Here is a 23,972-nt window from a genome sequence, read left to right on the forward strand (position 1 = left end):
CCTGGTCTGCCCTTCTCCCATGCCTTGAAAGGAGAAACTCATGGCCCAGTTTGAACCCGGTCATTTGCATATTGAGCGGCACGCGTTGACGCCGGATGACGTCAGTTACAACGTGCACCTCGACTATGAAGTGTTCAGCGATCCGCAAAAAGGCAAAGGCATCCAGTTCACGATGCATGGCAACCTTCAGGGCAAGGACATGAAAGAGACCTTCTTCCTGCCCAAAGAGGAGGCCTACAACTTTGCCAACAATGTGACGAAAATCGCCGAGAAGTACGGCATTCCCAAGACGCACAGCCAGATCGGCTCGGTTCACAAGCATTACGACATGATGTTTGAAGACATCCGCAAGCAACTTGATATGAAGTCCGGGGATCCGGTCAATCTTGAGCACTTCGAATAACCCTCAAAAGCCCCTCACCCTAGCCCTCTCCCAGAGGGAGAGGGGACTGATTGGGGGATGCTCTAGAGTTACACCGATCTGATCCTGCTTTACCGAATCCATAATCGACTGGTTCTTTCAGGTCGATGTCAAACCTCAGACACCTCGGTCGTCCCCCTCTCCCTCCGGGAGAGGGCTGGGGTGAGGGACTGATTGGGAGATGCTTCGGAGTTACGCCGATCTGAACTCGCTTTACCGAATCCATAATCGACTGGTTCTTTCAGGTCGATGTCAAACCTCAGACACCTCCGTCGGCGCCCTCTCCCTCCGGGAGAGGGCTGGGGTGAGGGGGCTGATTGGGAGATGCGTCGGAGTTACGCCGACCTCAACTCGCTTTACCGAATCCATAATCGACTGGTTCTTTCAGGTCGATGGCAAACCTCAGACACCTCGGTCGGCCCCCTCTCCCTCCGGGAGAGGGCTGGGGTGAGGGTGCTTTTGCTTTCACCTCTCTCCAAGCCCAAGGCATACTTGCCACCCTCCGCTCTGCAGATCACTGAACCGCCCCATGCGTATCCACGTCAGTTTCATCGACCGCGTCGGCATCACCCAGGAAGTCCTGGCTATCCTCGGTGGGCGCAATCTCAATCTGGATGCGGTGGAGATGATCCCGCCCAACGTCTACATCGACGCACCGACCCTCAGCCCGCAAGTGCTCGAAGAGCTGAAAGACGCGTTGTTTCGCGTGCTCGGCGTGGAAGCGGTGACTGTGGTCGACATTCTTCCTGGCCAGCGTCGGCACCTGCAGCTTGACGCGTTGCTGGCGGCGATGACCGATCCGGTTCTGGCGCTCGACAGTGCCGGCAAAGTGCTGCTGGCCAACCCGGCATTAATAGCGCTCTACGGTCGCGAACCGGCCGGTGAAAGCGTCTCTGAACTGTTCAACGATCCGGCCCTGCTCGACACCTTGCTCGAACACGGCTTCCGCTTGCCACTGCGCGAAATAACCGTCAACGGCCAGACCTTGCTGCTCGACGCCACACCGATCACCGACGCTGGCGCCCTCCTGACGCTGTATCAACCGAACCGCATCGGCGAACAACTCTCGGCGCTGCACCACGACCACGCCGAAGGTTTCGACGCGCTGCTCGGCGAATCCCCGGCAATCCGCACGCTCAAGGCCCGCGCGCAAAGAGTCGCCGCCCTCGACGCGCCGCTGTTGATTCAAGGCGAAACAGGCACCGGTAAAGAACTGGTCGCCCGTGCCTGCCACGCGATCAGCACTCGCCACAGCGCACCGTTCCTCGCCTTGAACTGCGCGGCGCTGCCGGAAAACCTCGCCGAGAGCGAACTGTTCGGCTACGCCCCCGGTGCCTTCACCGGCGCGGCGCGCGGTGGCAAGCCGGGGCTGATGGAACTGGCCAACCAGGGCACGGTGTTTCTCGATGAAATCGGCGAGATGTCGCCGTATCTGCAGGCCAAGCTGCTGCGCTTCTTGAACGACGGTAGTTTCCGTCGGGTCGGCGGTGATCGTGAGGTGAAGGTCAACGTGCGCATCCTCAGCGCGACCCACCGCGATCTGGAAAAAATGGTCAGCGAAGGCTTGTTCCGCGAAGACCTGTTCTATCGCCTCAACGTACTCAACGTTGAAGTGCCGCCGCTACGTGAGCGTGGTCAGGACATTCTGCTGTTGGCGCGTTATTTCATGCAGCAGGCCTGCGCGCAGATCCAGCGCCCGGTCTGCCGCCTCGCTCCGGGGACTTACCCGGCGCTGCTCGGCAACCGCTGGCCGGGCAACGTGCGGCAATTGCAGAACGTGATCTTCCGTGCGGCGGCGATTTGCGAGAGCAGCCTGGTGGATATCGGCGACCTCGACATTGCCGGCACCTCGGTCGCGCGTCAGGCTGACAGCGACGTCGACAGCCTCGAACAAGCGGTCGAGTCCTTCGAGAAAACGCTGCTGGAAAAACTCTACGTCAGCTACCCCTCGACCCGGCAACTGGCCAGCCGCCTGCAAACTTCGCACACCGCGATTGCCCATCGCCTGCGCAAATACGGCATCCCCAACAAACCCTGAACCCACCACAAATCCTCCTGTAGGAGTGAGCCTGCTCGCGATAGCGGTCTGATATTCAACATTTGCGACGTCTGACACTCCGCTATCGCGAGCAGGCTCACTCCTACATTTATTTGTGGCGGATTCGTAATCCGTTCAAAAACGACCTTCAACTGTACTGAAAGCGCTACAGCGGAACGATATCGATACAGCCTCTTCTGATCACCGCTGTGCAAGGCTTTGATCCCGTTCAGCTTTTTTCCTCGCTCCACACTGTAGCGATTTCGCTACACACGTCAGTGCATACCGCATAGCAAAAATACATAACCTATTGATTTGTAACGATAAATCAACCTTGGCCGCATTCTTGCTATTCATCCCCTTATAAATAAGGGCCTTCGCGCCCGACTATTCCACCGCGTCCACCAGACGAGTCTGGCCCCCTGAGGAGTTTCCATGAGCGAGTTGCGTTTTACTGAAGATCACGAATGGCTGCGCACCGAAGCTGACGGCAGCGTTACTGTCGGCATCACCGCTTTCGCGCAGAACGCCCTGGGCGACGTGGTGTTCGTGCAACTACCTGAGCTGCAGGCTTACGAAAAAGGCGCTGAAGCCGCCACCGTGGAATCGGTGAAAGCCGCCAGCGGCGTGTACATGCCGCTCGACGGCGACGTACTGGAAATCAACCCGGCGCTGGAAGACGCCCCGGAACTGGTCAACGAAGATCCGCTGGGCGAAGGCTGGTTCTTCCGCTTCCAGCCAAGCGACGCCGCCGCTGTTGGCAAACTGCTCGACCAGGACGCGTACGACCGTCTGATCAAAGCCCAAGCCGAAGCCTGAGGAATACCGACATGACTCAAGTAAACCTTGGCACCGCCAACGAATTCATCGCCCGTCACATCGGCCCGCGCGCCGGTGACGAGCAAGCCATGCTCAACAGCCTCGGCTTCGACTCGCTCGAAGCCCTGAGTGCCAGCGTCATCCCGGAAAGCATCAAGGGCACCAGCGTGCTCGGCATGGACGACGGTTTGAGCGAAGCCGATGCCTTGGCGATGATCAAATCCATCGCTGGCAAAAACCAGCTGTTCAAGACCTACATCGGCCAGGGCTACTACAACTGCCACACGCCGTCGCCGATCCTGCGCAACCTTCTGGAAAATCCAGCCTGGTACACCGCTTACACCCCGTACCAGCCAGAAATTTCCCAGGGCCGTCTCGAAGCGCTGCTGAACTTCCAGACCATGATCAGCGACCTCACCGGCCTGCCGATCGCCAACGCCTCCCTGCTCGACGAAGCCACCGCCGCTGCCGAAGCCATGACCTTCTGCAAACGCCTGAGCAAGAACAAGGGCAGCCACCAATTCTTCGCCTCGATCCACAGCCACCCGCAAACCCTCGACGTGCTGCGCACCCGTGCCGAGCCGCTGGGCATCGAAGTTGTCGTCGGCGATGAGCGCGAACTGACCGACGTAACGCCGTTCTTCGGCGCGCTGCTGCAATACCCGGCGAGCAACGGTGATGTCTTCGACTATCGCGATCTGACCGAACGCTTCCACGCCGCCAACGCGCTGGTAGCCGTGGCCGCTGACCTGCTGGCCCTGACCCTGCTGACCGCCCCTGGCGAGTTCGGCGCTGACGTCGCCATCGGTTCGGCACAACGCTTCGGTGTGCCGCTGGGCTTCGGTGGCCCGCACGCGGCTTACTTCTCCACCAAAGATGCGTTCAAACGCGACATGCCGGGCCGTCTGGTCGGCGTTTCGGTTGACCGTTTCGGCAAGCCGGCGCTGCGTCTGGCGATGCAGACCCGCGAGCAACACATCCGCCGCGAGAAAGCCACGTCGAACATCTGCACCGCGCAAGTGCTGCTGGCCAACATCGCCAGCATGTACGCCGTCTACCACGGCCCGAAAGGCCTGACGCAGATCGCCAACCGCGTGCATCACCTGACCGCGATTCTGGCCAAGGGCCTGACCGCGCTGGGCGCGAAAATCGAACAAGCCAGCTTCTTCGACACCCTGACAGTAGCCACCGGCGCACAAACCGCTGCGCTGCACGACAAGGCGCACGTGGCGCAGATCAACCTGCGCGTGATCGACGCTCAGCGTCTGGGCCTGTCGGTCGACGAAACCACCACCCAGGCTGATATCGAAACCCTGTGGGGCCTGTTCGCCGACGGCAAAAACCTGCCGGACTTCGCTGCGCTGGCCGCCTCCGTGCAGAGCACCATCCCAGCCTCGCTGGTACGTCAGTCGCCAATCCTCAGCCACCCGGTGTTCAACCGTTATCACTCGGAAACCGAGCTGATGCGCTACCTGCGCAAACTGGCGGACAAGGATCTGGCGCTGGATCGCACCATGATCCCGCTGGGCTCGTGCACCATGAAGCTCAACGCCGCCAGCGAAATGATTCCGGTGACCTGGGCTGAATTCGGTGCGCTGCACCCGTTCGCCCCGGCCGCGCAAAGTGCCGGTTACCAGCAACTGACCGACGAGCTGGAAGCGATGCTTTGCGCCGCCACCGGTTACGACGCTATCTCGCTGCAACCGAACGCCGGTTCGCAAGGTGAATACGCAGGCCTGTTGGCGATCCGCGCCTATCACCAGAGCCGTGGCGATGAGCGCCGCGACATCTGCCTGATCCCGTCGTCCGCCCACGGCACCAACCCGGCTACCGCCAACATGGCCGGCATGCGCGTTGTCGTGACCGCGTGCGATGCGCGCGGCAACGTCGACATCGAAGACCTGCGTGCCAAAGCCATCGAGCACCGCGAACACCTCGCCGCGCTGATGATCACTTACCCGTCGACCCACGGCGTGTTCGAAGAAGGCATCCGCGAAATCTGCGCGATCATTCATGACAACGGCGGTCAGGTGTACATCGACGGCGCCAACATGAACGCGATGGTCGGCCTCTGCGCACCGGGCAAGTTCGGCGGCGACGTCTCGCACCTGAACCTGCACAAAACCTTCTGCATCCCGCACGGCGGTGGCGGCCCGGGCGTCGGCCCGATTGGCGTGAAGTCGCACCTGACCCCGTTCCTGCCGGGCCACGGCCAGATGGAACGCAAAGAAGGCGCGGTCTGCGCGGCACCGTTCGGCAGCGCAAGTATTTTGCCGATCACCTGGATGTACATTCGCATGATGGGCGGCGCCGGTCTGAAGCGCGCTTCGCAGTTGGCGATCCTCAATGCCAACTACATTTCCCGTCGCCTCGAAGAGCACTACCCAGTGCTGTACACCGGCAGCAACGGTCTGGTGGCGCACGAGTGCATTCTCGATCTGCGTCCGTTGAAAGACAGCAGCGGCATCAGCGTTGATGACGTCGCCAAGCGCCTGATCGACTTCGGCTTCCACGCACCGACCATGTCGTTCCCGGTTGCTGGCACGCTGATGATCGAGCCGACCGAAAGCGAATCCAAGGAAGAACTGGATCGCTTCTGCGACGCCATGATCCGCATCCGCGAAGAAATCCGCGCGGTGGAAAACGGCACGCTGGACAAGGACGACAACCCGCTGAAAAACGCGCCGCACACCGCTGCGGAACTGGTTGGCGAGTGGACTCACCCGTACAGCCGCGAGCAGGCCGTTTATCCGGTTGCGTCGTTGATCGAAGGCAAATACTGGCCACCGGTCGGTCGCGTCGACAACGTCTTCGGCGATCGCAACCTGGTCTGCGCCTGCCCGTCGATCGAAAGCTACGCTTAAACCGATGGGGGATCAGTTATCGCTGATCCCGCACACACCGCTGATCCCCTGTAGGAGTGAGCCTGCTCGCGATAGCGCACTGACATTTACCAATGATGTCGACTGACAGACCGCTATCGCGAGCAGGCTCACTCCTACAAGGGAATGCGGTCAGCCGCAAAACTTTGCCAATTCCTATAACAAGAAACCGGAGAACCACTCATGTCGTTAAGCGTGTTCGACCTGTTCAAGATTGGCATCGGCCCCTCCAGTTCCCACACCGTCGGCCCGATGCGTGCTGCTGCGCGTTTCGCCGAAGGCCTGCAACGTGAAAACCTGCTGACCACCACCGCCAGCTTGCGCGTTGAACTCTACGGCTCCCTCGGCGCCACCGGTAAAGGTCACGGCAGCGACAAAGCCGTGCTGCTCGGCCTCGAAGGCGAACACCCGGACACCGTCGATACCGAAACCGTTGCCGCGCGCCTGCAAGAGATTCGCGGCAACGGCCGGCTGAACCTGCTCGGTGAACACAGCATTGCGTTCAACGAGAAAGAACATCTGGCGATGATCCGCAAGCCGTTGGCTTATCACCCCAACGGCATGATCTTCCGCGCCTTCGATGCGGCAGGCCTGCAGATTCGCAGCCGCGAGTACTACTCGGTCGGAGGTGGCTTTGTTGTCGACGAGGACGCGGCTGGTGCCGATCGCATCGTCGAAGACGCCACGCCGCTGACCTTCCCGTTCAAAAGCGCCAAGGACTTGCTCGGGCATTGCGCCACCTACGGTCTGTCGATCAGTCAGGTGATGCTGACCAATGAAAGCGCCTGGCGCCCGGAAGCGGAAACCCGCGCCGGACTGCTGAACATCTGGCAGGTGATGCAGGACTGCGTGGCTGCAGGTTGCCGTAACGAAGGTATTTTGCCGGGCGGCTTGAAGGTCAAACGTCGTGCGGCGGCGCTGCATCGGCAACTGTGCAAGAACCCGGAATCGGCCTTGCGCGATCCGTTGTCAGTGCTCGACTGGGTCAATCTCTACGCACTCGCGGTCAACGAAGAAAACGCCAACGGCGGGCGCGTGGTCACCGCACCCACCAACGGCGCGGCCGGGATCATTCCCGCAGTGCTGCATTACTACATGCGTTTTATCCCCGGTGCGAACGACGACGGCGTCGTACGGTTTCTGCTGACCGCGGCGGCCATCGGCATTCTCTACAAGGAAAACGCCTCGATCTCCGGCGCCGAAGTCGGCTGCCAAGGTGAAGTCGGCGTGGCCTGTTCGATGGCCGCCGGCGCGTTGTGTGAAGTGCTCGGTGGCAGTGTTCAGCAAGTGGAGAACGCGGCGGAAATCGGCATGGAGCACAACCTCGGCCTGACCTGCGACCCGATTGGCGGACTGGTGCAGGTGCCGTGCATCGAGCGCAATGCGATGGGCTCGGTGAAAGCCATCAACGCGGTGCGCATGGCCATGAGAGGCGACGGCCAGCATTTCGTCTCCCTCGACAAAGTCATCCGCACCATGCGCCAGACCGGCGCCGACATGAAAAGCAAATACAAAGAGACCGCCCGCGGCGGTCTGGCGGTCAACATTATCGAATGCTGACCTCACCCCAGCCCTCTCCCTCCGGGAGATAAACGTACCTAACTCCCTCTCCCTCTGGGAGAGGGCTGGGGTGAGGGGCTTTTGATCTTGATCTTGCCTCTTACCCAAACTCAAATTTTCAAGGAGCCACGCATGTCCACCGAACAACTGTCGAAAACCCCGCTGCACGCTCTGCACCTCGAACTCGGCGCCCGCATGGTGCCGTTCGCCGGCTACGACATGCCAGTGCAATACCCGCTCGGCGTTATGAAGGAACACCAGCACACCCGTGAACAGGCCGGGTTGTTCGACGTCTCGCACATGGGCCAGATCCGCCTGACCGGCGCCAATGCCGCCAAAGCCCTGGAAACCCTGGTGCCGGTGGACATCATCGATCTGCCGGTGGGCATGCAGCGTTATGCGATGTTCACCAACGAGACCGGTGGCATCCTCGATGACCTGATGGTCGCCAACCTCGGCAATGACGAACTGTTCCTGGTGGTCAATGCCGCGTGCAAGGATCAGGACCTGGCCCACCTGCAAAAACACATCGGCGCTCAGTGCACCATTACGGCGCTGTTCGAAGAGCGTGCGCTGTTGGCATTGCAAGGTCCGGCGGCGGTCACCGTGCTGGCGCGACTGGCACCTTCCGTTGAAAAAATGACTTTTATGCAGTTCGCCCGTGTGAATCTGCTGGGTGTCGACTGCTTCGTCAGCCGTTCGGGCTACACCGGTGAAGACGGTTTCGAAATCTCCGTTCCGGCCGCCGACGCGGAAAAACTCGCCCGCGCCCTGCTCGCTGAACCGGAAGTCCAGGCCATCGGCCTCGGGGCCCGCGATTCGCTGCGCCTGGAGGCCGGCCTGTGCCTGTATGGCCACGACATGAACACCGAGACCACCCCAATCGAAGCCAGCCTGTTGTGGGCGATCTCCAAGCCACGTCGCGCTGATGGCGCGCGGGCCGGCGGTTTCCCGGGCGCGGAGAACGTTTTCGCTCAGCAGCAGAACGGTGTCGCACGCAAACGCGTCGGCCTGCTGCCACAGGAACGCACCCCGGTGCGTGAAGGCGCAGAAATCGTCAACGAAGCCGGCGAAATCATCGGCAGCGTGTGCAGCGGCGGCTTCGGTCCGACGCTGGGCGGTCCGCTGGCAATGGGTTACCTCGACAGCGCTTATGTCGCCATCGATACACCGGTTTGGGCCATCGTGCGTGGGAAAAAGGTGCAAATGCTTGTAAGCAAAATGCCATTTGTTCCACAACGCTACTATCGTGGTTGATTGACTGTTTCTATAAGTAACGCGATTGCGTAATGCGTGCACTAATGTGTCACGCAATCGCCACAAAAAAGTGCATTTTCTAACAATCGATTCGAATATGAACTTTGCTTATAACGTTCGAAAACAATTGAACGAGCCAATCGTCTAAGCCCGCACTAGTGAAAGGATTAACTTGCTAAAGCTCAGTAAAACCGGGGGCTTCGCAGGGCTTGTTTTTTCTCCCGTAGTTGGCGTAGAGTTTGTCCACTGTGTTTGCATGGGTCAGCTTGGAATCGTGACCTGGGCAGTAGCCTACAAGTTAGCTACATCCCGTTCGACGTCTTCTTACTCTCCTGCAACCAGCCCCAGTACTCTTTCATGAGAAAGAGACTGTCATCAATTTTTGCGTCAAAGGAAATAAGAAATGTCCACACGTCAGAGCGGTACCGTCAAGTGGTTTAACGACGAGAAAGGTTTTGGTTTTATCACTCCAGAAAGCGGTCCGGATCTGTTCGTGCATTTCCGCGCCATTCAGGGCAACGGCTTCAAAAGCCTGAAAGAAGGCCAGAAAGTGACCTTCGTTGCTGTGCAAGGCCAGAAAGGCATGCAGGCTGACGAAGTACAAGCAGAAGCCTGATTTCTGTTACGAAAAAGCCCCTGATATTGATATCAGGGGCTTTTTTGTGCGCGCGAATCCGTAAAATGGCGCTTCATTTTGCGTCCAGAGGCTGCCATGTCGAAAAACCTGCTCACGCCCCAAGGGGATTTCCCTCCGGTAGGCCTTGGCCGTCGCTTGGCAGCGATGTTCTACGACTTTCTGCTGTGCACCGCGCTGCTGATCGTAACCGGCGGCATCTACAAGATGATCCAGGCAGCGATCATCGGCGAAGAGCGCCTGCGGGTAATGACAGATGCCGGGCAACTGGACGGTGATCCCTTGTACTCCACCGTGCTGGTACTGGTGCTGTTCGGATTCTTCGCCAAGTTCTGGACCCATGGCGGGCAGACACTGGGCATGCAGGTGTGGGGCATTCGTGTGCAGAACGCCGATGGCACGGCGATCAGCCTGTGGCAGGCGCTGTTGCGGTTTATGGTGTCGATTGCGTCGTGGCTGTGCGTGGGGCTGGGATTCTTCTGGTCGCTGTACGACAAGCAGAAGCGCACGTGGCATGACATCTATTCCGATACCCGCGTCGTCCGGATCCCGAAGAAGACCAAATAATTTCCAGACGCCAAAAACCACTGTAGGAGTGAGCCTGCTCGCGATAGCGGTGTATCAGTCAACATAATTGTTATCTGACACACCGCTATCGCGAGCAGGCTCACTCCTACAGGTTTATTCGTTGCCTGAAAGATCTCAGGCGTTACCGGCCAGCTTCATCCGTGCAGCTTGAGTAAAGTCGAGCATCCGCTTCAACGGCCGAATCGCCTGCGGAATCAACGCCGGATCAACAAAGATCTCGTTCGTCCCTTCCTTCAAGCTCTTGAGCGTGCGCTCAAGGGTATTCATGGCCATCCACGGGCAATGTGCGCAACTGCGGCACGCGGCGCCGTTACCGGCGGTTGGCGCCTCGATGAAGACCTTGTCCGGGCACAACTGCTGCATCTTGTAGAAGATGCCACGGTCTGTAGCAACGATCAGCGTCTTGTTCGGCAATGACTGTGCAGCGGCAATCAGCTGACTGGTAGAACCGACGGCGTCCGCCAACTCGATCACCGACGTTGGCGATTCCGGGTGCACGAGGATCGCAGCATCCGGGTACAGCGCCTTCATGTCTTCGAGCTGCTTGGACTTGAACTCTTCGTGAACGATGCAGGCACCGTCCCAGAGCAGCATGTCCGCCCCGGTCTTGCGCTGAATGTAGGTGCCGAGGTGCTTGTCCGGACCCCAGATGATGGTCTCGCCGTTGTCCATCAGGCTTTCGACGATCTCCAGCGCGCAACTCGACGTCACTACCCAGTCAGCCCGGGCTTTGACCGCCGCAGAGGTGTTGGCATAGACCACCACCGTGCGCTCCGGGTGCTGATCACAGAACGCCGAGAACTCGTCGACCGGGCAACCGAGATCCAGCGAGCACGTTGCCTCAAGCGTCGGCATCAACACACGTTTTTCCGGGTTGAGGATCTTCGCGGTCTCGCCCATGAACTTCACGCCGGCGACCACCACGGTTTTGGCCGGATGAGCGTTGCCGAAGCGGGCCATTTCCAGGGAGTCAGAGACACAGCCACCGGTTTCTTCGGCCAGAGCCTGAATCACCGGATCGCAATAAAAGTGGGCCACCAGCACCGCGTCCTGAGCCTTGAGCTCGGCGGCGATGGCAGAACGGTAATAAGCCTCTTCCTCAGCCGTCAGCGGTTTGGGCTGTTTGGCATCGAGGTGGGCTTGAACCAGAAGGCGTTCGGAAATCTGCGTCATGTTCGCAAGACCTGCAGGCGCTTTCGCGCGAAAGTCGAGTATACACCCGGCTCCGGACCGCTTGAGGGTACCGCCGGGAGAGTGAGTATTATCAGGCACGGACAGCGTTGAAGCTGCGCAAGGCTACAGAATATCCCGTTGATACAAAAGATGATTCTGACCTGCGTCAGCGCTGCGGGTATTGAAATAACGCGGAGCGAAATTGCAGGCAAAAAAAAACCCGGAAATCCTCACTTTCGTGGGCCTTCCGGATTTTCTAAACCGCCAAATATGGTGGGTCGTGTGGGATTCGAACCTACGACCAATTGGTTAAAAGCCAACTGCTCTACCAACTGAGCTAACGACCCGCTGTGTGGTGGCGCGTATAATACTGATTTTTAAGGACTATTCAACACCTTTTTGAAAATAATCAAAAATAAGGTGTTGGGTCGTCCACACCAGCTGCCGCGAAGCCTTCTGCACGCAGGCGGCAGCTGTCGCATTTACCGCACGCGCGGCCGTCATCGTCGGCCTGATAGCAGGACACGGTGAGGCCATAATCAACGCCGAGCTTCACGCCCGCCTCGACGATCTGCGCCTTGCTCAGGTTCTGTAGTGGCGCCTGAATGCGGAAGCCGTTGCCTTCAACGCCGGCCTTGGTCGCCAGATTGGCCATGCGCTCGAACGACTCGATGAACTCCGGGCGGCAATCCGGGTAACCGGAATAGTCCACGGCGTTGACACCAATAAAGATGTCGCGTGCACCGAGCACTTCTGCCCAGCCCAACGCCAGCGACAGGAACACCGTGTTACGCGCCGGCACGTACGTCACCGGAATGCCTTCGCCCAGCTCTTCGGGGATGTCGATGCTGGTGTCGGTCAGCGCTGAGCCGCCCATGCCATTGAGGTTCAACCCAATCACCTTGTGCTCGACCACGCCCAGGTCGCGGGCGACGCGGGCAGCGGCGTGCAGTTCGGCGTGCGAACGCTGGCCGTAGTCGAAGCTCATGGTGTAGCAGCGGTAGCCTTCGGCGCGTGCCATGGCCACGACGGTCGCCGAATCGAGGCCCCCGGACAGCAGGATGACTGCGCGTTTTTCGAGAGTGTTCAGTTGTTCGGTCATATCAGCGCCCCGGCTCGTCATTCCACAGATATTTATGCAACTGCAACTGCAACCGCACCGGCAGGTTGTCCGCCACCACCCAGTCCGCCAGATCGCGGGCATTGAGGTCATGGTGGCTTGGGGAAAACAGCACTTCACCGGCACGCCGATCGAGACCGTACTGAATCAGTTTGGAGACGGCCCAGTCATAGTCGTCCCGCGAGCAGATGACAAACTTCACCTGATCGTTGGGCGTCAGCAGTTCGATGTTCTCGTAACGGTTGCGATGGGCTTCTTTCGAATCCGGCGTCTTCAGGTCGACAACGCGACTGACGCGCGGGTCGACCGCCGAGACGTCGAGGGCGCCACTGGTTTCCAGCGAGACCTCATAACCGGCATCACACAACTGTTTAAGCAAAGGAATGGCGTTCGGCTGTGCCAACGGCTCGCCGCCGGTGACGCAGACGTAGCGCGGACGAAATCCGGCCACTTGCTCGAGGATGTCGTCGAGGGTGCGGATGGTGCCGCCGCTGAAGGCATAGGCGCTGTCGCAGTATTGGCAACGCAAAGGGCAACCGGTCAGGCGCACAAAAACCGTGGGCAGCCCGGCAGTCCGCGTTTCCCCCTGCAACGAGTAGAAAACTTCGGTGATTCTCAATGTGTCTTGCATAGTCGCCACGGGCGTAACAGCTAAACAGGCTGTCCGCCTCCGTCAGGCACTTCAGGCAATCCCGCCAACGCGTAGACCGCAAGAAGCGTGTTTCAGAAAAAGGGCGTGAATTCTAACGAAAAAACCCGCGACAAGCGCGGGTTTCTTCCAAACGGGTCAAGCTTGCTTACATGCGTTGCAGATCGCGTTGAGCCAACTGAGCGGCAGAGGTACCCGGATATTGGGCCACCACCTGCTGCAGAATGCCTTTGACCTTGTCGGTATGACCGAGGCGGCGCTCTACATCAGCCAGCTTGTACAGCGAATCCGGCACTTTGGCATGCTTGGGATACAGCTGCGAAACCTTGGCGAAAGCCTGACCTGCACCTTGCAGATCGCCTTTGGCCAGATTCACTTCACCCAACCAGTACTGGGCGTTGCCCGCGTATTGGCTGTTCGGGTATTTGCGCAGAAAAGCGGCAAAAGCCTGGCTGGCCTTGTCGAAATCCTTGGCTTTGATCAGGTCGAAAGCGGCATCGTAATACAGCTTTTCCTTGGCCGGATCACCCGGTTCGCTGCTTGCAGCAGGTGCCTGGGCAGCAGCCCCGGCGCCAGCGGCAGCACCGGCAGCAGCACTTGCATCGCCACCGGCAGAAGAATTCTCAGGAGTCGCGGCAGGTGCAGCACCGGATCCTATGCGCCGATCAAGATCCTGGTATCGCTCCAGGGATTCCTGCTTCATGCGCGCAACCTGATTCTGCAGTTCTTCAATCACACCTTGCTGGCGCGATATCTGATCCTGCATCTGTTGCAATTGGTTGAACAGCATGCCTTGTGCCGAGGTAGGGGCCGAAGCCGCTCCCCCGGCATAGGCGCCGTTCGTACCGTAACCCGCAGGCGGATAACTGCTCCCGCTATTGTTATAACCGGAGTTGTCATCGACCACAGGAACCGCAGCCCACGCCGCAAGCGGCGCGAGGCTGAGAGCCAGAACAGTTACAGCACGACGGCACGTTCGCATATCGAATTACTTACGCAGTTCGACGCGACGGTTTTGAGCCCAGGACTGCTCGTCGTTGCCGGTAGCAACTGGACGCTCTTCGCCGTAGGAAACCAGTTCCAGCTGAGCTGGGGAAACACCTTGCAGTACCAGGTAGCGCTGAACGGCTTTCGCACGACGCTCGCCCAGTGCCATGTTGTACTCACGAGTACCACGTTCGTCGGTGTTGCCTTCCAGAACAACGCGAGCGCCGTTTGCTTTCAGGTCTTTGGCGTGAACGTCCAGAGCGCGCATGGCTTCTGGCTTCAGGTCCGAGCTGTCGTATTCGAAGTAGAAGGTGGTGATTGCGCGCAGAGCAGCTTCTTCGCTCAGGGAACCGTCAACGGCACCAGTGTTTGCGCCGTAACCAGCGTTTGGATCAACAGCGCCTTCACCGGCGTTGTCGCCGCCTTTGGACGAGCAACCTACAGCTACAGCCATGGCCAGAGCCAGCGCAGCAAATTTACCAAACTTCAGCATTTCCATCGTGAAACTCCTAATGAACCCCAGTGTGTTAAGTAAAACGTGTAGCGCCCGCTCACTTCAGGTAAGGGGACCAGGACGGTTCTCTGACTTCGCCTTGAGCGGTAGGAAGCGGGAGCCTAACGCGTCCATTAATGGACACGAGCATCAAGACTCCCCGGCCCTGTTGGCGGGTGGCGTAGATTACCATGGTGCCGTTGGGCGCAACAGTAGGTGACTCGTCCAGAGTGCTATCAGTGAGGATCTTTACACTACCTCGCTGCAGATCCTGAGCTGCCACCTTGAAATTGGTGAAGCCATCCTGACGATGAATCATCACCAAAGTCTTTTCATCTGCCGACAGTTTCGGGTTGGCGTTGTAGTTGCCAATGAACGTAACACGCTCGGCACCACCGCCACCGACGCTGGTTTTATAGATCTGCGGCTTGCCGCCACGGTCGGAGGTGAAGTAGATGGTCGAGCCATCCTTGCCCCAGAACGGTTCGGTATTGATGCCTTGCCCATTGGTTACGCGGCTGATCTGACGCGAAGCCAGATTCATCACGTAAATGTCAGGGTTACCGTCCTTCGACAGTACGAACGCCAGGCGATCACCGTTCGGCGACCAGGCTGGTGCACCGTTCAGGCCTTCGAAGTTGGTGATCTGCTCGCGGCGACCGGTGTCGATGTTCTGCATGAAGATGCGCGGACGCTTCTGCTCGAACGATACGTAAGCGATGCGTTTGCCATCCGGTGCGAAACGCGGCGACAGGATCGGCTCGCGCGATTGCAGCAGAGTCACGGCGCGGGCACCGTCATAGTCAGAACGTTGCAGGGTGTAACGGGTGTTCTTCTCGGAGAAGCGCTCAGCCGTCACGTACAGCAGACGCGTCGAGAACGCACCTTCAATACCGGTCAGCTTCTGGAACGACTGATCGGAGATGAAGTGCGCCATGTCACGCAGTTGTTCGGTGGTACCGGAAACACTGCCGTCAGCCACTTTCTGTTCGGTGGCCACGTTGAACAGCGCCCACTGCACCTGCAGACGACCGCCGGCTGGCGCAATGCTGCCGACCATCATGTATTGAGCACCCACCGCCTTCCAGTCACGGAAGATGATTTCGCTCGGCTGGCTTGGCTGGCTGATCATGTTTTGCTTTGGAATCGGCGAGTAGTAGCCCGAGTTGCGCAAATCGTTACCAATGATTTCAGCCATGTCATCCGGCAGCACGGCACCGCCTTGCATGCCGAACGGTACAACGGCAATCGGGGTAGCCCGATCGCTGCCGCTGGTAACCAGAATGTTTTTCTCATCCGCCATCGCGATCCCTGCCATGCAGCAGATCACGACCAGCATTCCTCGAAGAAGGTTTCTCACAAGGCTAGATCCTCAGGTGTGAATGTCATCTTGAATGAACGATACGGAGCGAAATCGCTCGGCTTCATTCCCTGCATTTCTGTCAAACGTCCAATATTCTTCACTGCAGCGACTGCCGACGCATCGAACGGACCATCACCACTGGACTTGGCCACGCTAACCGAGGTCACCGTACCGTCCGGCAACATGCCGATCTGCAATACAACCGTCATGCCTTTGCGTGCCGAAGGAGGACGAGCCCAACCTTCTGCCGCTCGCGCACGAATCAGGTCATCGAAACTGCCCGCGACTTCGTCACCCTGCTCATCAGCCAAGGCCTGCTGGCGCTGCGGCGTGTCGGAAAGCAGATCGGCCAAGGCCTGAGCCTTTTTATCTTCGGTCGATTTGCGTGCCGCATCCTGCGCTTTCTTCTTCGCAGCATCGGCAGCAGCTTTCTTCTTCGCTTCGTCGGCGATTTTCTTCTTCGCCTCTTCAGCTTCAGCTTTCTTCTTGGCGTCTTCGGCGGCTTTCTTCTTCGCGTCTTCGACGATCTTCTTCTTGGCTTCTTCAGCAGCGGCTTTCTTGGCCTCTTCTTCAGCAGCCTTTTTTGCTTCTTCTTCAGATTTCTTCTTGGCTATATCAGCCAATTGTTTCTCTTCAGCCTTCTTGGCTTCGGCGGTCTTCTTGGCTTCGTCGGCTTTTTTGGCTTCGTCAGCCTTTTTCGCCTCGTCTGCTTTCTTCGACTCGTCGGCCTTCTTGGCTTCCTCGGCTTTTTGAGCCGCTTCTTCTTTCTTTTGTTCCGCAGCGGCCTTGATCTCTTCCTGCTCGACCTTCTTCTGTTCCATCTGCTCGACTTCGGTCTGGCGCGCGGCGGATTTCTTCGCCTCACCCGCAATCTTCTGATTGGTCTGGGTGGTTGCCTGACTTTTCGATTTCAGCTGGTAGAGGGTCGCCTGGACGATCGGTTTGGCCGGCGGCAGCTCTGGTGTAAAGGCAAAACTGACGAACAGCATGCCGAACACCAGCACGTGCAGGACAATCGCCAGAACACTAGGCCAGAAGTAGCTTTCCGAGGCGGACGGCTCTCGCTGTTGCTGCATCAGGGGGCCTCGGTAATCAAACCAACATTACCGACCCCGGCTTTCTGCAACCCGCCCATGGCGCCCATGACGGAACCATAATCGACGGTCTTGTCACCGCGGATGAAGACCTGGGTACGCTTGCCGCCTTCAGTGCCGGCGCGAATGATCTTGGTCACCGCGTCGGTCATTTGCGGCAGGGTCATGGCCCTGTCCTGTTGCTTCTCGGTATCGACTTCGCTGCCAAGGTTCCAGTAGTAGGTCTTGTCAGCCTTGATCGAAATGGTCAGGACTTGCGTGTTGTTGTCCTGCGGCAAGGCTTCGCTGGAAACCTTGGGCAGATCAACTTTCACGCCCTGATTGAGCATCGGCGCGGTCACCATGAAGATGACCAGCAGTACCAACATCACGTCGATGTAAGGCACCACGTTCATCTCGGCGACCGGCTTGCGCTTTTTGCGAGCTCGAGCGATTAAAGCCATTGGAAATTACCTGCTTATTCTTCGCTGGTGTGCACTTTGCGGTGCAGGATCGCCTGGAATTCATCGGCGAAGGTGTAGTAGCGGCCCAGCAAGGTTTCGCTGCGAGCAGCGAAACGGTTGTAAGCGATTACGGCAGGGATCGCGGCGAACAGACCAATCGCGGTGGCGATCAGGGCTTCAGCGATACCCGGGGCCACAGTGGCCAGGGTCGCTTGCTGGGCGCTGGCCAGACCGCGGAAGGAGTTCATGATGCCCCACACGGTACCGAACAGACCGATATACGGGCTGACCGAACCGACGGTGGCGAGGAACGGCAGGCTCTGCTCCAGCTTTTCTTCTTCGCGGGAGATGGCCACGCGCATGGCACGCGCCACGCCTTCCATTACTGCTTCAGGATCAACGCCTGGCTGCTGACGCAGACGGGAGAATTCCTTGAAACCGGCACGGAAGATCTGCTCCACGCCCGAATCCGGATCAGGATTGCTGCCCGCCTGACGGTACAGCTTGGACAGGTCGATACCCGACCAGAAGCGCTCTTCGAAGCTCTCCAGGGCGCGTCGACCGGCGCGCAGCAGATTGCTGCGCTGAAAGATCATGATCCATGAGGTCACCGATGCGGCCACCAGGGTCAACATTACCAACTGCACCACGATGCTGGCATTGCTGACCAGGCTCCACATGGAGGAATGGTCGACGACGTTAGCTTCCACGCTTTATCTCCTGCTTTGAGTGTGTACCCGGGCCGACCGCGTCGGCGAAGGCCGCACGCAAGTCTTCGGGAAGGGCCCGGGGTTTCAAACTGTTAGTGCGCACACAGGCCACCAAAAACTGCCCTTCACAGAGCAGCACATTATCCGTTGCCCGCCTGACCTGCTGTTTGAAGCGCAGGCTGACCCGGTTCAATTCGATTACATCAGCGCTTACCAGCAGTTCGTCGTCCAGTCGCGCCGGCGCGTGATAGCGCGCTTCGCTGGAATGCACGACGAACAACAGGTCCTCCCCTGCCAACTGCGACTGGGCAAAGCCCAGCTCGCGAAGCCGCTCGGTTCGAGCCCGTTCCATAAACTTGAGGTAATTAACGTAATACACGATGCCGCCCGCATCGGTGTCCTCGTAATAAACGCGACAACGATGTGCGAACGGCTCAAGCCCGTTTTGCGCGCGCATACTCTAGTGCTTACTCCTCAGGTTGCCAATCCGGCCAGGCAACTGTTTTTCATGGTTTCAGAGCTTTACCGCAAAAGTACCGTCCTATGACCGTACAAACCCTGAATAAATCGACAAAAAATGTGTATCAATCGTCCACGGCATCGAGAAACTCGTCTGCCACGGGCATTTCACCCATTCGTGACGGGATGTTTAAACCGAAGTGCAGGTAGGCATGACGCGTCACCACCCTGCCCCGCGGCGTGCGCATGATGTAGCCCTGCTGAATCAGATACGGTTCCAGCACATCCTCAATGGTGTGGCGTTCTTCGCTGATTGCGGCGGCGAGGCTGTCGATACCGACCGGGCCGCCATCGAACTTCTCGATCATGGTCAGCAACAGACGCCGGTCCTGATGATCGAAGCCATGCTCATCGACATCCAGCAGATTCAGCGCCAGATCCGCCACCGCTTTGGTGATATGGCCTTTGGCACGTACTTCGGCGAAATCACGCACCCGACGCAGCAGACGGTTGGCGATTCGCGGCGTGCCACGGGCGCGACGAGCGATCTCAAAAGAACCTTCCGGATCCAGCGGCAAACCGAGAATGGCTGCCGAACGGCTGACAATCGTCGCCAGGTCGGCCGTGCTGTAGAACTCAAGACGCTGGACGATACCGAAGCGGTCACGCAACGGGTTGGTCAGCATACCGGCGCGAGTGGTTGCGCCCACCAGGGTAAATGGCGGCAGATCGAGCTTGATCGAACGCGCTGCCGGCCCTTCGCCAATCATGATGTCGAGCTGGAAATCTTCCATCGCCGGGTACAGCACTTCTTCAACGATCGGCGACAGACGATGGATTTCGTCGATAAACAGTACGTCGTGCGGCTCAAGATTGGTCAGCAATGCGGCCAGATCACCCGGGCGCTCCAGTACCGGACCGGAAGTGCTCTTGATCGACACGCCCATTTCCTGGGCGATGATGTTGGCCAGCGTGGTCTTGCCCAGACCTGGCGGGCCGAAGATCAGCGTGTGGTCGAGGGATTCGCTACGACCACGAGCAGCCTGGATGAACAGTTCCATCTGCTCGCGCACCGTCGGCTGGCCAATATAGTCGGCCAGACTGACCGGGCGAATGGCCCGATCCTGGACTTCTTCGCGCTCGCGCGGGCTGTGCGCGGCGGTGATCAGACGATCAGCTTCAATCACTTAAATCATTCCCTTCAGGGCGCGGCGGATCAGGTCTTCACTGCTCAAATTCTTGTCCTTGATGGCGGTAATCGCCTTGCTTGCTTCCTGCGGCTTGTAGCCCAGGGAAATCAGCGCGCTGACCGCATCGTTCTCGGCGGTATTGACCGGCGCTGGGCCGTCCGGCTGATTCGGTACCAGCGCGAACATGGCCGGCGTAGTTTCCCAGGCCTTGAAGCGGTCTTTCAGCTCGACCAGCAGACGCTCGGCGGTTTTCTTGCCGACCCCCGGCACCTTGGTCAGGGCCGAGGTGTCCTGCGACTGCACGCAACGGATCAGTTCGTCGACTTCCAGACTCGACATCAACGCCAGGGCCAATTTCGGCCCGACACCATTGAGACGGATCAACTCGCGAAAAAAGTCTCGCTCACGCTTGCCGGCAAAACCATAGAGTAACTGCGCGTCTTCACGTACGACCAAATGGGTGTGCAGGGTCAGCGGTTCACCGACCGACGGCAGACGATAAAGAGTGGTCATGGGCACTTCCAGCTCATACCCGAGGCCGTTTACATCCAGAATCAGGTGCGGCGGCTGTTTCTCAGCCAGAGTGCCGCGCAAGCGTCCAATCACGTTTCAGATCCTTGAGCGTTGGCCAGCCGTGGGCTGGCGACTGTCGAAAGGCGGATTCCGGGCCGACGACCCAGGCGCAAGAAATCCGCTTTCAGGAAAATTGATGCTGATGCTATCAGAGACGCAGGCGCCCGCCACGACTGCGTGCCGTTCCCAAGCCGTGCGGCAGCAGGCTGGAACGTGTATGTGCGTGACAAATGGCGATAGCAAGGGCGTCCGAGGCATCGATTTGCGGTTTGCTGGTGAGTTTGAGCATGTGCATGACCATCATCTGCACTTGTTCTTTATTCGCGGCGCCTGTGCCCACAACCGCCTGCTTGACCTGAGTGGCCGTGTACTCGGCGATTTCCAGGCACTCTTCGGCACCGGCAACAATCGCGGCGCCACGGGCCTGCCCGAGCTTCAGCGCGGAGTCGGCGTTTTTCGCCATGAAGACTTTTTCGATGCCCATGGTTACCGGGCCGTAAGTCTGGATGATCTCGCGTACGCCGCGATAAACGATTTGCAAACGTTCGTGCAACTCGCCCGCACCGGTACGGATGCAGCCCGAAGCCACATAAATGCAGCCACCACGCCCGGTATCACGAACAATGCCGTAACCGGTAATGCGCGAACCGGGGTCGATACCAAGAATTAAAGTCATAGCGCCTGCAGATTCGGTAAAAGCACGATTTTCAAATCAACCCATAACAAATGTGGGAGCGAGCCTGCTCGCGAAAGCGGTTTCATCATCAGCAACGATGTTGCCTGAAAATCCGCCTTCGCGAGCAGGCTCGCTCCCACATTGAATCGTAGTCGCTCTTAACCGAGCTGAGCGGCCACGTCTTCCGGAATATCCGCGTTGGAATAGACGTTCTGCACGTCATCCAGATCCTCAAGCATGTCGATCAGCTTGAGCACCTTTTCCGCCCCTTCCAGATCCAGTTCGGCGCTGGTGGTCGGCTGCATGACGATTTCCGCGTCATCGCCCTTGAACCCGGCGGCTTCCAGCGCGTTACGCACGGCATAGAAGCTGGTGAACGAGGTGAACACATCGATCGAGCCGTCTTCGTGGCTGACCACGTCGTCAGCATCGGCTTCCAGCGCCGCTTCGGTCAGTGCGTCCTCATCAACGCCCGGCGCGAAGCTGATCTGGCCTTTGCGCTCGAACAGGTAAGCCACCGAACCGTCGGTGCCGAGGTTGCCACCACATTTGCTGAACGCATGACGAACGGCTGCCGCAGTACGGTTGCGGTTGTCGGTCATGCACTCGACCATCACCGCCACTCCGCCCGGGCCGTAGCCTTCGTAGGTCAGCTCTTCAACGTTGTCCGCTTCGGTGGCGCCAGCGCCGCGCGCAACGGCACGATCGATGATGTCGCGGCTCATGTTCGCGCTCAGCGCCTTGTCCAGCGCCAGACGCAGACGCGGGTTGGAGCCCGGGTCACCGCCGCCCTGGCGGGCCGCAACGGTCAGTTCGCGGATCCACTTGGTGAAGATCTTGCCTCTCTTGGCATCCTGACGTTCTTTGCGGTGCTTGATGTTCGCCCACTTGGAATGACCTGCCATAACTCGCTCCGAATTCTCTTTGAAACGTTGCCCGCCCTGCTCATGCAGCGGCCAGCAAACAAAAAATCTCGACCTGCTCTCTATAGAAAGAAAAAAGGCGCATCCGAAGATGCGCCTTCAGGCCCGTCTTACTCAGCCTTTGGCGTTTCGCGCAAACGAATGTGCAGTTCGCGCAGTGCCTTGGCATCCACCACACCCGGCGCTTGCGTCATCACGTCGGCAGCACTCTGGGTTTTCGGGAAGGCGATCACTTCACGGATCGACTGGGCGCCGGTCATCAGCATCACCAGACGGTCCAGACCGAAGGCCAGACCACCGTGCGGCGGTGCACCGTACTTCAGCGCATCGAGCAGGAAGCCGAACTTCTCTTCCTGTTCCGCTTCATTGATACCCAGCAGACGGAATACCGCTTGCTGCATTTCCTTGCGGTGGATACGGATCGAACCGCCACCCAGCTCAGTGCCGTTCAACACCATGTCGTATGCGCGGGACAGAGCGCCAGCCGGGTTGGCTTCCAGCTCTTCAGGAGAGCACTTCGGCGCGGTGAACGGGTGGTGCAGCGCAGAGAAGCTACCGTCGTCGTTTTCTTCGAACATCGGGAAGTCGACGACCCACATTGGCGCCCACTCGCAGGTCAGCAGCTTGAGGTCGTGACCGAGCTTGATGCGCAGTGCGCCCAAGGCTTCGCTGACGATCTTGGCCTTGTCGGCGCCGAAGAACACGATGTCGCCGTCAACAGCACCCACGCGATCAAGGATGGCGTTGAGGTTTTCCAGCGGGATGTTTTTCACGATCGGCGATTGCAGACCGTCAACACCGGCAGCGCGCTCGTTGACCTTGATGTACGCCAGGCCCTTGGCACCGTAGATGCCGACGAACTTGGTGTAATCGTCGATCTGCTTGCGCGGCATGCTCGCCCCGCCTGGAACGCGCAGAGCAGCGATACGGCATTTCGGATCATTGGCCGGGCCGCTGAACACTTTGAAATCGACTTCTTTCAGTTGATCGGCAACGTCGACCAGTTCCAGCGGGTTACGCAGGTCTGGCTTGTCGGAACCGTAACGGCGCATGGCTTCTTCGAAAGTCATGTGCGGGAAGTCGCCGAATTCCAGACCCAGCACTTCCTTGAACAGGTTGCGGATCATTTCTTCGGTCAGGCCCATGATCTCTTTTTCATCGAGGAAGCTAGTCTCGATGTCGATCTGGGTGAATTCTGGCTGACGGTCAGCGCGCAGGTCTTCGTCGCGGAAGCACTTGGCGATCTGGTAGTAACGGTCGAAACCGGCAACCATCAGCAGTTGCTTGAACAGCTGCGGCGATTGCGGCAGGGCGAAGAACGAACCGGCGTGGGTACGGCTTGGCACCAGATAGTCACGTGCGCCTTCAGGGGTGGCACGGGTCAGGATCGGCGTTTCAACGTCGAGGAAGCCGTTCTCGTCGAGGAAGCGACGGATGCTGGTGGTCATGCGCGAACGCAGACGCAGCTTCTCGGCCATTTCCGGACGACGCAGGTCGAGGAAGCGATAACGCAGACGGGTTTCTTCGCCGACGTCGGAGAACTCGTTCAGCGGGAACGGCGGGGTTTCCGACTCGTTCAGCACTTCCAGTTCGTAACCCAGCACTTCGATCATGCCCGACGCCATGTTGGCGTTGGTGGCACCGGCCGGACGCAGACGCACCTTGCCGGTGATCTTCACGACGTACTCGCTGCGCACGCGATCGGCAGCGGCGAAGCTCTCGGCGCGATCCGGATCGAAAACCACCTGGGCCAGACCGTCACGATCACGGATATCGAGGAAAATCACCCCGCCGTGGTCGCGACGACGGTGAACCCATCCGCAAAGGGTAATTTCCTGGCCTTCCAGGCTTTCGTTCAGTTGGCCGCAATAGTGGCTGCGCATCATGGTCGTGGTTCGCTTCTCGTAATTCGAAAAATTC

The 23,972-nt window shown here is 58.9% G+C and carries 23 protein-coding genes and 1 tRNA gene; 8 read left to right on the forward strand and 16 right to left on the reverse strand.

Annotated features, from left to right (window positions below; all coding sequences use genetic code 11):
* Positions 1 to 40 precede the first annotated feature (40 nt).
* From AC5SEM_RS19050 to AC5SEM_RS19085, 8 genes are all read left to right on the forward strand, one after another.
* Positions 41 to 403, forward strand: a complete 363-nt coding sequence (locus tag AC5SEM_RS19050; RefSeq protein WP_095048204.1) for a DUF5064 family protein — start codon at positions 41 to 43, stop codon at positions 401 to 403.
* Between the two features lie 547 nt (positions 404 to 950).
* The gene (gene gcsR / locus AC5SEM_RS19055; protein WP_077574269.1) at positions 951 to 2,459 is read left to right on the forward strand and encodes a transcriptional regulator GcsR; all 1,509 of its coding nucleotides are present in this window, start codon (positions 951 to 953) and stop codon (positions 2,457 to 2,459) included.
* Between the two features lie 435 nt (positions 2,460 to 2,894).
* A complete protein-coding gene (gene gcvH / locus AC5SEM_RS19060; RefSeq protein WP_495471035.1) occupies positions 2,895 to 3,278 on the forward strand; it encodes a glycine cleavage system protein GcvH in 384 nt (127 codons plus the stop codon).
* 11 nt (positions 3,279 to 3,289) lie between these two features.
* A complete protein-coding gene (gene gcvP / locus AC5SEM_RS19065) occupies positions 3,290 to 6,142 on the forward strand; it encodes an aminomethyl-transferring glycine dehydrogenase (protein ID WP_495471036.1) in 2,853 nt (950 codons plus the stop codon).
* Positions 6,143 to 6,343: 201 nt separating this feature from the next.
* Positions 6,344 to 7,720 carry an L-serine ammonia-lyase gene (locus AC5SEM_RS19070; RefSeq protein WP_495471037.1) on the forward strand — a complete coding sequence of 459 codons (1,377 nt, stop codon included), beginning with the start codon at positions 6,344 to 6,346 and terminating at the stop codon, positions 7,718 to 7,720.
* A 132-nt stretch (positions 7,721 to 7,852) separates the two neighbouring features.
* A complete protein-coding gene (gcvT, locus tag AC5SEM_RS19075) occupies positions 7,853 to 8,977 on the forward strand; it encodes a glycine cleavage system aminomethyltransferase GcvT (RefSeq protein ID WP_495471038.1) in 1,125 nt (374 codons plus the stop codon).
* A 403-nt stretch (positions 8,978 to 9,380) separates the two neighbouring features.
* Complete coding sequence (locus tag AC5SEM_RS19080; RefSeq protein ID WP_003227496.1) at positions 9,381 to 9,593, forward strand: cold-shock protein; 213 nt, start codon at positions 9,381 to 9,383, stop codon at positions 9,591 to 9,593.
* Positions 9,594 to 9,689: 96 nt separating this feature from the next.
* A complete protein-coding gene (locus AC5SEM_RS19085; protein WP_137218829.1) occupies positions 9,690 to 10,178 on the forward strand; it encodes an RDD family protein in 489 nt (162 codons plus the stop codon).
* Between the two features lie 135 nt (positions 10,179 to 10,313).
* On the opposite strand, the gene nadA is transcribed toward AC5SEM_RS19085, so the two are convergent.
* The 16 genes from nadA to aspS all read right to left on the reverse strand — a co-directional run bounded on the left by nadA (position 10,314) and on the right by aspS (position 23,938).
* Positions 10,314 to 11,372: a quinolinate synthase NadA gene (gene nadA / locus AC5SEM_RS19090; RefSeq protein WP_016773509.1), complete on the reverse strand. Its 1,059-nt coding sequence runs from the start codon at positions 11,370 to 11,372 to the stop codon at positions 10,314 to 10,316.
* 271 nt (positions 11,373 to 11,643) lie between these two features.
* Positions 11,644 to 11,719: transfer RNA gene (locus AC5SEM_RS19095), tRNA-Lys, on the reverse strand.
* A gap of 62 nt (positions 11,720 to 11,781) precedes the next feature.
* Positions 11,782 to 12,474: a 7-cyano-7-deazaguanine synthase QueC gene (gene queC / locus AC5SEM_RS19100; RefSeq protein ID WP_077574276.1), complete on the reverse strand. Its 693-nt coding sequence runs from the start codon at positions 12,472 to 12,474 to the stop codon at positions 11,782 to 11,784.
* A 1-nt stretch (position 12,475) separates the two neighbouring features.
* Positions 12,476 to 13,123 (reverse strand): 7-carboxy-7-deazaguanine synthase QueE, encoded by a 648-nt coding sequence (queE, locus tag AC5SEM_RS19105; RefSeq protein ID WP_077574277.1) that lies wholly within the window; start codon positions 13,121 to 13,123, stop codon positions 12,476 to 12,478.
* Between the two features lie 166 nt (positions 13,124 to 13,289).
* Positions 13,290 to 14,123 carry a tol-pal system protein YbgF gene (gene ybgF / locus AC5SEM_RS19110; protein ID WP_077574278.1) on the reverse strand — a complete coding sequence of 278 codons (834 nt, stop codon included), beginning with the start codon at positions 14,121 to 14,123 and terminating at the stop codon, positions 13,290 to 13,292.
* A 6-nt stretch (positions 14,124 to 14,129) separates the two neighbouring features.
* Positions 14,130 to 14,627 carry a peptidoglycan-associated lipoprotein Pal gene (gene pal, locus AC5SEM_RS19115; protein ID WP_003178634.1) on the reverse strand — a complete coding sequence of 166 codons (498 nt, stop codon included), beginning with the start codon at positions 14,625 to 14,627 and terminating at the stop codon, positions 14,130 to 14,132.
* A gap of 52 nt (positions 14,628 to 14,679) precedes the next feature.
* Positions 14,680 to 15,960: a Tol-Pal system beta propeller repeat protein TolB gene (tolB, locus tag AC5SEM_RS19120; protein WP_174244523.1), complete on the reverse strand. Its 1,281-nt coding sequence runs from the start codon at positions 15,958 to 15,960 to the stop codon at positions 14,680 to 14,682.
* A gap of 17 nt (positions 15,961 to 15,977) precedes the next feature.
* A complete protein-coding gene (tolA, locus tag AC5SEM_RS19125; RefSeq protein WP_016983827.1) occupies positions 15,978 to 17,060 on the reverse strand; it encodes a cell envelope integrity protein TolA in 1,083 nt (360 codons plus the stop codon).
* Positions 17,060 to 17,512 carry a protein TolR gene (gene tolR / locus AC5SEM_RS19130; protein ID WP_161806672.1) on the reverse strand — a complete coding sequence of 151 codons (453 nt, stop codon included), beginning with the start codon at positions 17,510 to 17,512 and terminating at the stop codon, positions 17,060 to 17,062. The genes tolA and tolR overlap by 1 nt, the downstream gene beginning before the upstream one ends.
* A gap of 23 nt (positions 17,513 to 17,535) precedes the next feature.
* Positions 17,536 to 18,231 (reverse strand): protein TolQ, encoded by a 696-nt coding sequence (gene tolQ / locus AC5SEM_RS19135; RefSeq protein ID WP_008080223.1) that lies wholly within the window; start codon positions 18,229 to 18,231, stop codon positions 17,536 to 17,538.
* On the reverse strand, positions 18,221 to 18,688 hold the full coding sequence (gene ybgC / locus AC5SEM_RS19140; RefSeq protein ID WP_007912735.1) for a tol-pal system-associated acyl-CoA thioesterase: 468 nt from the start codon (positions 18,686 to 18,688) through the stop codon (positions 18,221 to 18,223). Before ybgC ends, tolQ begins: the two co-directional genes overlap by 11 nt.
* Positions 18,689 to 18,815: 127 nt before the next feature.
* Positions 18,816 to 19,877: a Holliday junction branch migration DNA helicase RuvB gene (ruvB, locus tag AC5SEM_RS19145; RefSeq protein WP_007912736.1), complete on the reverse strand. Its 1,062-nt coding sequence runs from the start codon at positions 19,875 to 19,877 to the stop codon at positions 18,816 to 18,818.
* A complete protein-coding gene (ruvA, locus tag AC5SEM_RS19150; RefSeq protein WP_034153418.1) occupies positions 19,878 to 20,486 on the reverse strand; it encodes a Holliday junction branch migration protein RuvA in 609 nt (202 codons plus the stop codon). It lies immediately after the preceding gene.
* Positions 20,487 to 20,601: 115 nt separating this feature from the next.
* A complete protein-coding gene (gene ruvC, locus AC5SEM_RS19155) occupies positions 20,602 to 21,129 on the reverse strand; it encodes a crossover junction endodeoxyribonuclease RuvC (protein ID WP_007962095.1) in 528 nt (175 codons plus the stop codon).
* Positions 21,130 to 21,287: 158 nt separating this feature from the next.
* Complete coding sequence (locus tag AC5SEM_RS19160) at positions 21,288 to 22,034, reverse strand: YebC/PmpR family DNA-binding transcriptional regulator (RefSeq protein WP_007912738.1); 747 nt, start codon at positions 22,032 to 22,034, stop codon at positions 21,288 to 21,290.
* A gap of 128 nt (positions 22,035 to 22,162) precedes the next feature.
* Entirely contained in the window at positions 22,163 to 23,938 is a 1,776-nt protein-coding gene (gene aspS, locus AC5SEM_RS19165) for an aspartate--tRNA ligase (protein WP_095121315.1), read from the reverse strand.
* Between the last annotated feature and the right edge of the window lie 34 nt (positions 23,939 to 23,972).

It is taken from the genome of Pseudomonas sp. CH61 (genome assembly GCF_059429415.1).

Bases quoted from the DNA above. Each gene is read 5' to 3' on its own strand.
- gcvT (WP_495471038.1), top strand. From the start codon at position 7,853: ATGTCCACCGAACAACTGTCGAAAACCCCGCTGCACGCTCTGCACCTC.
- queC (WP_077574276.1), bottom strand. From the start codon at position 12,474: ATGACCGAACAACTGAACACTCTCGAAAAACGCGCAGTCATCCTGCTG.
- gcsR (WP_077574269.1), top strand. From the start codon at position 951: ATGCGTATCCACGTCAGTTTCATCGACCGCGTCGGCATCACCCAGGAA.
- ruvC (WP_007962095.1), bottom strand. From the start codon at position 21,129: ATGACTTTAATTCTTGGTATCGACCCCGGTTCGCGCATTACCGGTTAC.
- AC5SEM_RS19085 (WP_137218829.1), top strand. From the start codon at position 9,690: ATGTCGAAAAACCTGCTCACGCCCCAAGGGGATTTCCCTCCGGTAGGC.
- ybgF (WP_077574278.1), bottom strand. From the start codon at position 14,123: ATGCGAACGTGCCGTCGTGCTGTAACTGTTCTGGCTCTCAGCCTCGCG.
- AC5SEM_RS19070 (WP_495471037.1), top strand. From the start codon at position 6,344: ATGTCGTTAAGCGTGTTCGACCTGTTCAAGATTGGCATCGGCCCCTCC.
- gcvH (WP_495471035.1), top strand. From the start codon at position 2,895: ATGAGCGAGTTGCGTTTTACTGAAGATCACGAATGGCTGCGCACCGAA.
- AC5SEM_RS19080 (WP_003227496.1), top strand. From the start codon at position 9,381: ATGTCCACACGTCAGAGCGGTACCGTCAAGTGGTTTAACGACGAGAAA.
- gcvP (WP_495471036.1), top strand. From the start codon at position 3,290: ATGACTCAAGTAAACCTTGGCACCGCCAACGAATTCATCGCCCGTCAC.
- ybgC (WP_007912735.1), bottom strand. From the start codon at position 18,688: ATGCGCGCGCAAAACGGGCTTGAGCCGTTCGCACATCGTTGTCGCGTT.
- queE (WP_077574277.1), bottom strand. From the start codon at position 13,123: ATGCAAGACACATTGAGAATCACCGAAGTTTTCTACTCGTTGCAGGGG.
- tolA (WP_016983827.1), bottom strand. From the start codon at position 17,060: ATGCAGCAACAGCGAGAGCCGTCCGCCTCGGAAAGCTACTTCTGGCCT.
- AC5SEM_RS19050 (WP_095048204.1), top strand. From the start codon at position 41: ATGGCCCAGTTTGAACCCGGTCATTTGCATATTGAGCGGCACGCGTTG.
- aspS (WP_095121315.1), bottom strand. From the start codon at position 23,938: ATGATGCGCAGCCACTATTGCGGCCAACTGAACGAAAGCCTGGAAGGC.
- AC5SEM_RS19160 (WP_007912738.1), bottom strand. From the start codon at position 22,034: ATGGCAGGTCATTCCAAGTGGGCGAACATCAAGCACCGCAAAGAACGT.
- pal (WP_003178634.1), bottom strand. From the start codon at position 14,627: ATGGAAATGCTGAAGTTTGGTAAATTTGCTGCGCTGGCTCTGGCCATG.
- tolB (WP_174244523.1), bottom strand. From the start codon at position 15,960: ATGCTGGTCGTGATCTGCTGCATGGCAGGGATCGCGATGGCGGATGAG.
- nadA (WP_016773509.1), bottom strand. From the start codon at position 11,372: ATGACGCAGATTTCCGAACGCCTTCTGGTTCAAGCCCACCTCGATGCC.